The sequence below is a fragment of the Sphingopyxis sp. BE235 genome (assembly GCF_031457175.1).
Lineage (GTDB): Bacteria > Pseudomonadota > Alphaproteobacteria > Sphingomonadales > Sphingomonadaceae > Sphingopyxis.
On sequence record NZ_JAVDWC010000001.1, the window covers coordinates 334956 to 349495 of the forward strand.

A 14540-nucleotide genomic window follows, 5' to 3' on the forward strand; every position below is an offset into this window, starting at 1 on the left:
ACCCTTAATATTGCATTTTCGCCGCGGTTCTCGGGTGCGCCAGTCGAGTGCAACTGGCCTCGCTAAGATCGGGTCGGACCCACTTAACGCCGCGCGGAGCGCCGGGGCGATTCGCCGCCTCGACGGCGCCTTGGATGCGACGAGCCGTGTTAATTTGTGGTTCTAATTGGGACGTCGGCACGCCTTTCGCGGCGGGCGATCCTGAAAAGGCGGCCGGATTATCACATTGAATATACGTTGTATTTTATTCTCCAGACCGCGGAAGAATGATCGGCCGATCAGCCAAAATTAGCGATTGCTAAAAATGTGTTAACGCGCTTGCGGAGTCCCGGGAATCCATGTTTCCTAATGGGTGGGGAAGGTCCGAGTCGCTCGGACAGTGGGTCGCACTGACATTGGTGGAAATTTTGCTGTGCCGTTTTTGCGGCAGGGCGAGGTGCGTTCGAGGGAAATTGACATGGATGCTTTCGACAATCCGGCGCGGAATGGAATCACCGGTCCCGCGCGCGACGGCGCATCGAACGAGCAGTCGAGCCGGGCCGCACCGGGCGGCGAGTTTCTTGCCGCGGCGAACGTGACCGCCGCCGCGTCGATCATACCGCTGGCGATCCAGGCCATCCTCGTTCCCGACGCAAGCGGCCGCGTCGTCCTGCCCGCGGGCGCATCGATCGACGATATCACGATTTCGGGAACCGACCTGGTCATCACCCTGCCGAACGGTCAGGTGTTCATCATTCCCGGCGGTGCGGTCGATGTTCCGTCGATCGTCGTCGATGGCGATACGGTGCCGGCGAGCACGGTGGCGCAGCTGCTGGAGAATCTGGGCGAGCTGAACCCCGAAGCCGGCGTCCGCAGCTCGGGCGGCAATTTCGCCGATCCCGAAGGCCCGATCCAGGATGCTTATGCGCTCGGCGACCTGCTGCCTTACACGCAGCTTGCGTTTCCGCAGCCCGAAGACCGCGAACTGCTGCCGGCCGTTTCCGACGAGGAACCGACGATTCTGATCGTCACGCCCGATCAGCCCGCGGGGCTGACCGCCGCAACCGCCAGCGTCAACGAAGCCGGGCTTCCCGCGCGCGGCAACGAGCCCGCGGGCAGCAACAGCGCCGCGAACAGCGAAACCACGACGGGTTCGATCGTCTATGACGCCGGCGACGGTCTCGACACGATCACGATCAACGGCATCGCCATTACGGCGGTCGGCCAGGTCATCACGACGCCGCTTGGCCAGCTGACGATCACCAGCCTGACGCCGGGCAATGTCGGCTACAGCTACACGCTCACCGACAACACCAATGCGAACGCCAATCTGACCGACCCGCTCACCGTCGTCGTCACCGACAATGACGGCGACACCGCGACGGCGACGCTGACCGTCTCGGTCGTTGACGACGTGCCGACCGCGCGGGGCGACACCGACCGGGTCGCCGCGGGCAGCTTTGCGCCCGAGACGGGCAATGTCCTGACCGGAACGGGCACGACCAGCGGGGCGGCAGGGGCCGACACGCCGGGCGCCGACGGCGCGAGCCTGACGGGGATCCGCGCTGCGAGCGGCGAAGGCGGATTTTCGGCGCCGGGCACGGTGCAGGGCCAATATGGCACGCTGACGATCAATGCCCAAGGCGGCTACACCTATGTCCGGAATCCGGGCACCGCCGGCGGCGTCAACGACGTCTTCAGCTATCAGATTACCGACGGTGACGGCGATACGTCGACGGCGACCCTTACCATCAGTATCGCCGACGCGCCGACCGTCATCACCTTCGTCCCGGGCGATGGCGAGGGTGATGGCGGGACGGTCGTTTATGAGGCCGACCTCGGCCCGCGCGAAGGTGAGGCGCCGGGTTCGGCCTTTGCTGGCGGCGAAGGCGGCAGCGACGCCTCGACCAGCGGCACAATCACTTTCACCGCGGTCGACGGCGTCGGCAGCGTGTCGATCGGCGGCGTCGTGGTGACGCCCGGATCGCTGCCGCAGACGATTTCCAGCGACGCGACGGGGACGCTTGTCGTCACCGGCTATAGTTTCAACGCCGCGACCGGCGAGGGTTCGATCACCTATGTCTATACGCTGATCGACAACACGCTCGACGGCGACGGCACGACGGTCAGTTTCGCCCTCGTCATCACTGACGCCGACGGCGACACCGCGACGGACACGCTCGACATCGATATCGTCGACGACACGCCCACCGCACGCGCCGACAGCGACAGCGTGACCGAGGATGGCCCGACGGTGGCCGACGGCAATGTGCTGACCGGCAGCGGCGGCGAAGATTCCAATGGCACCGACGGCGTCGCCGACGTGCAGGGCGCCGACGGCGCGGCCGTGACCGCGGTCGCGGGCGGCGCGGTGGGCGAACCGCTCGCCGGCGCTTACGGTGCGCTGACGCTGAACAGCGACGGCAGCTACAGCTATGCCCTCAACAATGCGGCACAGGCGGTGCAGGGCCTCGCGGCCGGGCAGACGCTGACCGAGACCTTCACCTACACGATCACCGACGGCGACGGCGACACGTCGTCGACGACGCTGACGATCATAATCAACGGCGCCGACGACGGCGTCACGATCAATGGCATCAATTCCGAAGGCGGCGACCTGACTGTCGATGAGGATGATCTGGCCGACGGATCGTCGCCCGACGCGGCGGCGCTCACGCAGGCCGGCAGCCTCTCGATCTCGACCCCCGACGGGCTGGGCAATGTGACGATCGGCGGGACGCAGGTGGTGACGAACGGCGTCTTCACGCCGGGCACCGCGACGAGTCTGCTTGGGCTGATCAACATCACCGGCTTCACCCCGGTCACGGGCGCCGACGGGTCGGTGATCGGCGGCACCTTCACCTATAATTATGTGCTGGGCGACAACACGTTGACGCATGGCGCGCAGGGCGAGGACAATGTCACCGACAGCTTTGCGGTGATCGTCACCGACAGCGACGGGTCGACCGGCACCGACAGCATCGACGTGCGCATCATCGACGATGTTCCGACCGCGCGCGACGATGTCGACAGCGTGACCGAGGATAGCGGAAACGGCGACAATCCGCCGGCTGCCGATGGCAATGTTCTGACGGGCTTGGGTGGCGGCGACGCCAACGCGACCGACGGGGTCGCCGACACTCAAGGCGCCGATGGCGCGACGGTCACGGCCGTCGCGGGCGGCGCGCTGGGCGAGGCCTTTGCCGGCGCTTATGGCTCGCTGACGCTGAACGCCGACGGCAGCTATCGCTATGTGCTGAACAACCAGGCGCAGCCGGTGCAGGGCCTTTCGGCGGGTGAAACGCTGACCGAGACCTTCACCTACACGATCACCGACGGCGACGGCGACACCGCGGCCGCGACGCTGACAATCACGATCAACGGCGCCGACGATGGCGTGACGATCAATGGCCTGAATGCCGAAGGCGCCGAAGTCATCGTCAACGAAGACGATCTGTCCGACGGCTCGTCACCCGACGCGGCGGCGCTGACGCAGACGGATAATTTCACCGTTTCGACCCCCGACGGGCTCGGCAATGTAACGATCGGCGGCACGCAGGTCGTGACGAACGGCGTGTTCACCGCGGGCACCGCGACGAGTCCACTTGGAACCGTCAACATCACGGGTTTCACGCCGGTGATCGGCGCCGATGGCTCGGTGATCGGCGGGACCTTCACCTATAACTATGTCCTTTCGGACAACACGCTGACGCATAGCAGCCAGGGCGAGGACTTCGTCGGCGACAGTTTCGCCGTTGTCGTGACCGACAGCGACGGATCGACCGCCAACGCCAGCCTCGACGTCCGGATCATCGACGATGTCCCGACCGCGGCGGACGATGGTACGACGCAGGCGGCCGAAAATGCGCCGGTCACGATCGACGTGCTCGCCAACGATGTGCGCGGCGCCGACGGCGTCCAGCCTTCGGCGGTCCAGCTCGTCGCGGGTTCGCTCACCGGCACCGGCACGCTCGTCAACAACGGTGATGGCAGCTTCACCTACACGCCCGGTGCGCAGGAAACGGGCAGCGTCAGCTTCCAGTACCGGATCACCGACGGCGACGGCGACACCGACGTCGCCACCGCGACGATCACGCTCGTCGCCGATTCGGCGCCGCAGATCGGCAAGACCGCCGATGTCACCGTCGACGAGGATGGCCTCGTGGGCGCCAATGCCGACAACGGCCTGTCCGGCGAGGTGACCTCGACCGGCAGCGCCAGCGCCAGCGGCACGATCACCGTTGATTTCGGCAGCGACGTGCCGGCGACGCTCGCGGGCTCGCTCGTCCTCAACGACAGCGCCGCGCTCGACACGCATCTGACCGTTGGCGGCGTGCCGGTGACCTTCGACAAGGTCGGCAACGATCTTGTCGGTTCGGTCGGCGGCAACGACGTGATCCGCATCAGCCTGACCACCCCGACTGCGGGCCCCGGCGCGACGCAGGTCACCTATGGCTATACGGTCACCCTGTCGCAGGCGATCGACCAGGCGGTTCCGGGCAGCGAGGATAGCGATTTCCTTGCGGGGATCGGCTTCACCGTCACCGACAATGACGGCACCACCGCGTCGGGTTCGTTCGGCGTCACGATCGTCGACGATTTGCCGACGCTCAATGTCTCCGACACGCCGACGACCGTCGTCGAAGGCGCGACCGCGACGGGTACGTGGACGCTCGACCGGGGCGCCGATGGCGTTTCGTCGGTCAATGTCAGCTTCGGCAGCGGCAGCGCGACGCTGTCGCTTGCCCCCGGAAGCAGTGTGTCGATCACCCAGCCGACGGGCACGCTGACGGTCAACGCCAACGGCACCTTCAGCTTTGCCGCCGCGGGCAACCAGAACAACGCGACGAATCCGTCGGCCAGCTTCACCCTGTCGGCGGTCGACCGCGACGGCGATCCGACGTCGGACAGCCTAACGATCGCGATCACCGACGGCGCGAACCCGAAGAACGCCTCCCCGATCACGCTGACGGTCGACGAAGCCGCGATCAATGCGATCGGCAGCAACCCGGCGAGCCCCGCCGAAGTGACCAGCGGCGACCTCATTTTCTCCGCGGGCTCGGACACACTTTCGGGCTTCGCCTTCACCGGCGTCGCCGGGCTTGTCGCCAATCTCGACGGGACGGGCATCGACCTTTTCTGGTCGATGGCGCCCGGAGGGCAGACGATCGTCGGCTCGCTCACGCTGGGTGGTCCGGCCGCGATCACGATCAGCCTGACGGCCCCCGCATCGATCCCGCCCGGCCTGTCGGGAATCGCCACGGTTACCGTCACGCTTGCCGACAACCTGCCCCACGCGCTGGCGATGGCGGCGCAGACGCAGGCGCTCGGCGCCGTCACGGTGCAGGCGACCGATACCGACGGTGACCCGGCAACGGGCGTCGTCACCGTGCAGGTCACCGACGATGTTCCGGCCGCCAAGCCCGACGCCGACAGCGTGACCGAGGATGGTCCGCTGACCGCCGACGGCAATGTTCTGACCGGTACGGGTGGCACCGACGGCAATGCGACCGATGGCGCTGCCGATACCCAAGGGGCAGACGGCGCGACCGTCACGGGCGTGAGCTTCGGTGCGACGGTCGGCGCCGTGGGCGCGGGGTTGGCGGGCGCCTATGGCACGCTGACGCTGAACGCCGATGGCAGCTATAGCTATGTCCTCAACAATGCGGCGCAGCCGGTGCAGGGCCTTTCGGCCGGTCAGACGCTGACCGAGATCTTCACCTATACGATCACCGACGGCGACGGCGATCCAGCGACGACGACGCTGACGATCACGATCAACGGCGCCAACGACGGCGTCACGATCAACGGCCTCGACGCCGCTGGCGCCGAACTGTTCGTCGACGAAGACGATCTGCCGGCGCGTCCCGGCGAGCCTGCGGGCTCGGACACGACGCCCGACAGCCTGACCGACAGCGACAGCTTCACCGTATCGACCCCCGACGGTATGGGCAATGTGGTGCTGACCAGCTTCAACGGCGTGCCGCTCGGTACCCCGCTGACGCTCGTCGTCGCGAATGGCACCTTCACGCCGCAGTCGGTTGCGAGCGCCTATGGCACGCTCAATGTCACCGGCTTCACCGCGGTGACCGGCGCCGACGGTTCGGTGATCGGCGGGACGTTCACCTATAGCTACACGCTGAACGACAATCGCACCGACCATCCGGCAGCGGGCGAGGATAATCGCAACGACAGCGTCGGCGTGACCGTTACCGACATCGACGGGTCGACCGCCAGCGCGACGATCGACATCCGTATCACCGACGACGTGCCCGCCGCCTCGCCCGAAGCGAACCAGAATGTCGCCGAGGGCGCGACGGTCACCGGCGCGCTCGACTTCGTGCAGGGCGCTGACGGCGCGACTGTCACCCAGATCAACGGCACGGCGCTGGTCTTCGGTGGCGACGGCTTCTCGCAGGCCATCGATATCGGCCACGGCACGATCAAGGTGAAGGCCGACGGCAGCTACAGCTTCACCGCCGACGCATCGGTGCCCGGCACCGGCAGCGCCGCCGCGACCTACACGGTCACCGATGGTGACAACGACACCGCGACCGCGTCGATCAGCTTCACGATCACCGACGCCAACGTCCCGACCGCGGGCCAGACGCAGGCTTCGGTCGACGACGATGCGCTCGCCGGCGGCAATCCCGCCAGCACAGCCGGCGACCTGACCGATCCGAACAGCGACGGCGACAATAATCAGGCGACCTTCAGCGGCCTGCTCAACCTCAATTTCGGTGGCGACGGCCCGGGTTCGGTGAACTTCGCCGCGATGAACGGCCTGTTCGTCATTGTCGGCCAGGAATCGGTCCAGCTTGGCTGGAACGCGGGCACCAACACGCTGACCGGCACCGGTCCGCGCGGCGTGCTGTTTACCGTCGAGGTTACCAACCCCGCGACGGGCGCGTACAAGGTGACGCTGGTCGACAATGTCCTCCACACATCGGGCGGCGACGAGAATGACGCCACGGTGGTGCTGGGCTTCACCGTCAGCGACAGCGACGGATCGACGGCGCCTGGCACGCTCCAGATCAGCTTCGACGACGATGCGCCCACGGTGGTTGCGAATACCACGCAGCCGGTGCTGACGGTCGATGAATCGGCATTTGGCACCGACGCGCCGTTCAGCTTCGCATCGGTCTTTACCCCGACCTTTGGCGCCGATGGCGCCGCAGCGACGAATTCGACGACCTATGCGCTCGGCATCACGGCCGGACCGACGGGTCTTGTCGACACGCTGACGAACCAGGCGGTGGTGCTCAGCGTCGTCGGCGGCGTGGTCGAGGGCCGGACCTCGACCTCGAACGAGCTGGTCTTCACGGTCAGCGTCGCGGCGAACGGCACGGTCACGCTCGACCAGAGCCGCGCGGTGGTCCACACGCCGAACAGCGGACCCGATCAGCCGACGAGCCCGTCGGCCGACAATCTGATCACGCTGACCGCAACGGTTACCGATGCCGATGGCGACACGGCGACGGCCACCGCCAATATCGGCCAGAATCTGGTATTCGAAGACGATGCGCCGGTGGCGAATGACGATATAGCGGGCCTTACCGAAGGCGGCCCGATCTCGGTCATCTTCGACGTCGACACCAACGACACCGACGGCGCCGACGGTTTGGGCAGCCGCACCTTCACCAGCCTCACGGGCACCTATGGTACGATCACGCTTAACCCCGACGGCACGCAGACCTATACGCTGACCGCCGCTGGCCAGACCGCGATCAACGCGCTGGCGCCCGGGGCGACGCTGACCGACATCTTTACCTACACCCTGACCGACAAGGACGGTGACAGCGACCCCGCGACGCTGACGGTCACGCTGACCGGCACCGACGACGGCGTGACGATCACCAACCTGGTGCCCGAGGCGCAGGGTGGCGATGTCTCGGTCGATGAAGACGACCTGCCCGCGGGTTCGGATACGGCGAAGGAATCGCTCACCCAGACGGGCACCTTCAATATCTCGGCACCCGACGGCGTCGCGAACCTCACGATCCATGGCGTGCAGGTCATCAACAATGGCGTGTTCACGCCGGCGACGATTCCTACCCCGCTCGGCAATACGCTGAATATCACGGCCTATAATTCGGCAACTGGCGAGATCAGCTATAGCTACACGCTGGCTGCCGCCGAGGCCCATGCGACGGGCGCCAGCGAGAACAGCCTGTTCGAGAATTTTGTCGTCACCCTGACCGACGTCGACAATGATACGACCAGCAGCACGCTGTCGGTGAATATCATCGACGACGTCCCGACCGCGCGGCCCGATGCCGACATCGTCGTCGCCGAGGATGCGGCGGCGGTGGGCGGCAACCTGCTGACCAACGACACGCGCGGCGCCGACGGCGCGACGGTGACGTCGGTGACGATCGGGGCGACGACCACCGCGATCAATGCCGTCGGCACGACGACGATTACCACGGCGAACGGGGTCTATACCTTCACTGCGGCCGGCGCATGGACCTTCGATCCGAACCCCGTGAGCAATGCCGCGGCGGTGAATGCGGGCTTCAGCTACACGATTACCGACGGCGACGGCGATCCGGCGACGTCGACGCAGGCGATCAGCCTGACCGACGGCGCCAATCCGATTGGGGGCGGATCGATCACGCTCGCGCTCGACGACCAGAATCTGGTCGACGGCTCGACCCCCGCCGGCCCCGATTCGGCGAATGCATCGCTTGTCTTCACGCCCGGCTCGGACGCCATCGCCTCGATCGTCTTCGCGGCCAGCGTTGCCGGGCTGGGCGGCGGCCTGACCTGGGTGCGCGTCTCCGATACGCAGATCACCGGCTCGGACGGCGCGCGTCTCGTCGTGACGCTCGACCTGGTGCGCGTGGGCAATAATGCATCGGTCACCGCGACGCTCAACGACAATCATGACAACCACACCGGCATCGATGTCGACGATCTCGCGAACCTCGGCTCGGTCGGCGTCGTCGCCACCGACAGTGATGGCGATACGGCGACCGGCACCGTCACGGTCACCATCTCGGACGATTTGCCGACCGCGCGCGCCGACACCGATGCGGTGACCGAGGATGCGGCGAGTCCCGCCACCGGCAATGTCGTGACCGGCGTCGGGACGACCAATGCGCCCGGAAGCGCCGACACGCAGGGCGCCGACGGCGCCAGCGTGACAGGCGTCATCGCCGGCACGTCCGGGGGCGCGGTGGCGGGCAATGTTGGAACGCCGCTCGCGGGCACCTATGGCTCGCTGACGCTGAACGCCAATGGCGGCTACAGCTATGCGCTGAACAACGGTAATGCGACGGTGCAGGCGCTGGGGGTCAACGAGACGCTGACCGAAACCTTTACCTACACCATCACCGACGGCGATGGCGATCGGTCGACGACGACGCTGACGATCACGATCAATGGCTCGAACGACCTGCCGACGATCGGGACGGCGACGACCGCGGTATCGGACGAGGGACTTGCGGGCGGCTTCCCCGATACGACGGGCACCGTCGATACGACGAACGAGACGGTCCGGAACGGAACGATCACGGCGACGGATCCCGACGGCGACGCTCTGACCTTCTCGCTCGGCGCACCGGCGACGGCGCTGTTTTCGGGCGGTCAGCCGATCGTCTGGGATACGACCAACCCGCAGCTGCTGCTGGGCAAGGTCGGTGCCAATACGATCATCAGCGTATCGATCAACAACAGCGGCAACTTCACCGTGACGCTGTCGCGGCCGATCGATCATCCCAACACGACCTTGGAAGACGCGCTGTCGCTCGTCGTTCCCGTCAGCGTCAACGACGGCACGACGACGGTGACCAACGCGACGGCGCTGACCATCGGGCTCGAGGACGACTCGCCGATCGCGATCGCGCCGCTTGCCGCGGCGCTGATCAATGCCCCCGGCTCGTCGGTGTATCAATCGCTCGATACCGACAATGACGTCGACAATAATTATGGTGGCGACGGCCCGGGCAGCGTGATCTTCACCGCCGCGACGATCGCGGCGCTCCAGGCGCAGAATCTGACGGCGGGCGGTCTGGCGCTGAACTACGTCATCTCGGCCGGTGGCACCATTCTGACCGCCGAAAAGCCGAACGGCGACGATGTCTTTATCATTCGCCTCCAACCGGCGGGCCACGCCGACCAATATCAGGTCCAGATGGTCCAAAAGCTCGATTCGACCCAGACGGTCGATTTCGACAGCGGCAGTTACAACTTCGTCGGCGGCAACACGTCATGGGCCGGCTTTACGGTGGCGGGCGACAATAACAGTCAGGACTTGCTGTTGACGCCGATGACGGGCGGGATCGATGGCGGGACCGTGAACACCAACAATGGCACGGGTGGGATCAGTGATGGCCAGTCGATCAAGGCTGGTGAGGCGATGCGGGTCGATTTCGTCGTTGACCTGACCGGATCGCCGAACAGCGGCGCGAACTATGCCACGCCCGCCAACCAGAACCATGCCTTCGACTCGCATTATAATGCGAACGGCGCGTCGGCGCTGTTTACGAATATCGGCTCCAGCAGCAGCGTCCGGCTTGTCGCGCGCGACGACATCGACACCGACAACGACATCGGCGACGGTGTGAAGGATACGATCACCAAGGTCGCAATCAGCTTCAACAATGCGACGCTCAGCGTGACGGCGAATGGCACCTATAATGTCGGCGGCCAGAACTTCACCGTGACCTTCGCCAACGGCGAAGCGACCGTCGCCGGTGTCGTCGCGAATACCGTCGTCGCCGGTTTTACCGCCGACGGATACAACAGCATCGAATTCCACCATGCCGGCGGCGATACGTTCAAGATCGGCGACTTCGGTGCGGTGGTGCAGACCGAAAACCCGGTGAACTTCAACGTCCCGGTCACCATCGTCGATCGCGACGGCGACACCGCGCAAGCGTCGCTGGCGATCACCACGGCTTCACCGCTGCTGGTGATCGGTTCGGCAACCGGTGACGTCGCTGGCGAGCCGACCGACCATGTCGTCGCCAATCCGCAAGGCCAGGTCGACGGCGCGATCCAGGGCAGTGCTTTCGACGATACGCTGGTCGGTGATCCGGGATCGGTGACGATCACCGAAGGGCAACAGGCGAATATCGTTCTGGTGCTTGACAGTTCGGGCAGCATGACGACGCAGATTCCGTTCGGAAACAGCACGATCTCGCGGCAACAAGCGCTTGAGGATGGTGTGCAGGCGCTGATCGACAGCCTGGCGGCGTCGGGGGCCAAGGACATCCGTATCACGATCATCGATTTCGACGCGGATGGGGACAATCTTGGCACCTTCGACCTGATCGTCAACGGGGTCGTCCAGACGCAAGAGGTCAACGATGCCAAACAGGCGGTCGAGGACATGTCGGCGGGCGGCGGCACCAACTATGAAGACGGCCTCCAGGATGCGCTGAGTTGGATCAACGGCGGTAACGGCATTGTCGGCGCCGACATTAATAAGGTCGTCTTCGTTTCCGACGGTCTTCCAACCCTATGGAATACTGGCGGCAACGGCAGCGATTCCGACGCCACCAACGTCCAGAATGCGATGGACCAGGTGCTCGGCACCGACGGCTCGAACGAGCCGCAGCAGATACTCGCGACCGGCTATTCGATCGATTCGATCGGGATCAACGTCAATGCGACGCTGCTTGCACGGCTCAGCGATGTCGAGGACGGCGTTGCATCGGGCGGGACGGGCAGCGCGACCAACGCGACCTCGGCCGAAGAACTGGCTGCCGTGCTCCAGGTTCTGGGCGGCTCGACCGACCTCGCCGCCGCGGCGAATGACACCATCAACGGCGGCGCCGGGGGCGACGTGATCTTCGGCGACGTCCTGTTCACCGATACGCTGGCGACCCAGCTGGGCGTGAGCCTTCCCGCCGGGTCGGGCTGGGCCGTCTTCCAGACGCTCGAAGGTCGGGCAAATCTGGAATCGATCGATCCCGGACTCAATGGCGCCGATTGGACCCGTCAGGATACGATCGCCTATATCCGCACGAATTACAGCGCGCTGGCACAGGAAAGCGGACGGACCGGGGGCAACGACACAATCAATGCCGGCACCGGGAACGACATCGTCTTCGGCCAGGAAGGCAATGACATTATCGACGGTGGCGACGGCGATGACCTGATCTCGGGCGGCACCGGTTCGGACACGCTGACCGGTGGTATCGGCAACGATATTTTCTGGCTCGCCAATGGCGAATTTGGGGCGGGCGAAACGATCAACGGCGGCGCGAACAGCGACACCATCCTGCTGACCAATGCCACGACGGTCAATTTCGCGGGCGGCACGATCAGCGGCGTCGAAACGCTGACGGGCAGCAGCGGTATCGACACAGTCTCGATGTCCGCGGCGCAGTGGGCGTCGTTCGGCACGATCGACCTTGCCGGTGGCGCCGACGCGCTGAACATCGCGGTCAGCGGCGCGGTGAATATTTCCGCCGCAGGCGCGCCGACGGTCAGCAATGTCGAGACGAGCAACCTCACCGGCTCGGGCGGTGCGGACACGCTGACGCTGACCGGCGCGCAGCTCGACGCGATCATCCAGGCGGCCGGGACGATCGACCTTGGCGCGAACAACAGCGATACGATCGCACTCACCTCGACCTCGGCCGACCTCAACGGCCTCGCCGATGGCAGGCTGGTGAATGTCGAGACGGTTTCCGCATCGGGAGCGGCGGCCGGCGTGACGATCAACCTCGGCGCGCAGACCGAGACGATGACAATCACCGGGTCGGCGAGCGGCGACGCACTCACCGCGAGCACCGGCAACAACAGCGTGGTCAACGCCGGGGCGGGGGGCGATACGGTCACCATCAACGCCGCGGCGCTGACGACGCGCGCCTGGACGGTCGACCTCGGCAACGGCGATGGCGCAGTGGACAAGATCGTCTTTAGCCACACGGCCCTGGGGTTTGGCGACAACACGGTCGCCACCGTCAGCAATTTCTCGACGACGAACGACCGGGTCGCGGTGTCGATGGGCGGCACCAGCCGCACCGATGGCAGCTTCGTGACCGTGACGGCAACGCAGACCACCATCGGCGCCGGGGTCGAAGTCGTCGAACTGGTCAATAGTGCCTGGGTGACGGGTTCGCTTGGCAATGACGGCGACGGATCGACGATCGAGGGTTTCATTCAGAGCGCAACCGACGGCATTCCGGTCGGGATCTATACGTTCATCGTCTATTCGGGCACGGGCGGTTCGGCGAATGCGGGCATCTATTCGGTGTCGATCACCGGCTCGGCCAACCCCACCCAGGGCGGCATGGCCGTCGAACATATCATGACGATCAACGGTGTCGGTTACGGCAATCTTTCCGCCACCAACTTCGTCGGAACCGCCGACCCGATCATCCTCGATCTGGGCGGCGACGGCTATGCCTTTGGCGCGACCGCGGCATTCGACATCAATGCCGACGGTGCGGCCGATCGGGTAACGTGGAATTCGTCGAACGACGGCATTCTGGCGGTCGACCTCAACGGCAATGGCAAGATCGATAGCGGAACCGAGATTTTCACCCCCGGCTTCGGTGGCGGCAATTTCGCCAGCGGCGTCGCGGCGCTCGCTTCGCTCGACGGCAATGGCGACGGCATCATCGACGCGGCCGACGCGGCTTTTGCCAACCTCCTGATCTGGCAGGACGCCAACGCCGACGGCGTCAGCGATGCGGGCGAGCTTTCGAGCCTTGCCGATCGGGGGATCGCCTCGATTGCGACGGGTGCCACCCCCACCGATGAGCAGGTCGATGGCCAAGCGGTGACCGCACGCGGCGGCTTCACCCGCGAGGACGGCACGAGCGGCGACTATATCGAAGTTCAGCTCGACACACAGCTCGGTGCCCGCGCACCGGCGCGCGAGGCGGAAGACGTCCAGCGCGCCGCGGGCAATCAGGCGCTGACGAGCTCGCTGGTCGCCGCGTCGCTGATCGTGGGGATTCAGGGCGCGCAGCCGGATAGCGGCGCGTCGCCGATCGTCGCGGCGAAGGACGAGCCGAGCATCGACCAGGCCGACGGCGGCGTCGCAGCGGCATCCATCGATGCTGCGGCGACGGCCGCGCCTTCGAGCGCCGCCAGCGACGGCCCTGCCGAAACGCCGAAAACCGCCGCGCCCGACACATCGGCCACGCTGCATTCCGACGACGCGAGCCCCGCCGCGATCGACGGCGCGCAGGACAGCGGCTGGCGCAGCGAAACCACCGACAATGCCGACGCCGACAGCTCGGATTCGCTGGCCGACATGATCGCGGATCGCGGCTCGTTCGATCCGGGCGTGATGGACGGTCTGCTCGCGCTGGCGGCGGTGCCCGCCGATGCGGTTGCCGCGGGTTCGGATGCCGCGGCGCATGATCCGGCGGCGACTGCGGTGCTTGCCGAGGTCCTGGAGAGCGGCGGCAGCGCGGTCGATCAGCTGATCCACGCCGTCACGGGCGGCCATGAACCGGTGCAGATCGCGGCCGGTGAGACGCCCGCTTTCGATCTGGCGCAGTTCCTCGATCAACAGGTCGCGCCCGATGTGGCGTTCCCGGCCAGCCAGCCGCTGGCAGTGGATCTTCACCATATGGCGGCGGCCTGATCGAGCA

The 14540-nt window shown here is 65.9% G+C and carries 1 protein-coding gene; it reads left to right on the top strand.

Translation table 11 applies throughout. The features are described 5' to 3' along the window. The first annotated feature begins 457 nt into the window (after window positions 1-457). Complete coding sequence (locus J2X38_RS01660) at window positions 458-14533, top strand: VCBS domain-containing protein (RefSeq protein ID WP_310250568.1); 14076 nt, start codon at window positions 458-460, stop codon at window positions 14531-14533. Window positions 14534-14540 lie beyond the last annotated feature (7 nt).

Coding starts and splice junctions, on each gene's coding strand:
- J2X38_RS01660 (WP_310250568.1), top strand. CDS start 458: ATGGATGCTTTCGACAATCCGGCGCGGAATGGAATCACCGGTCCCGCG.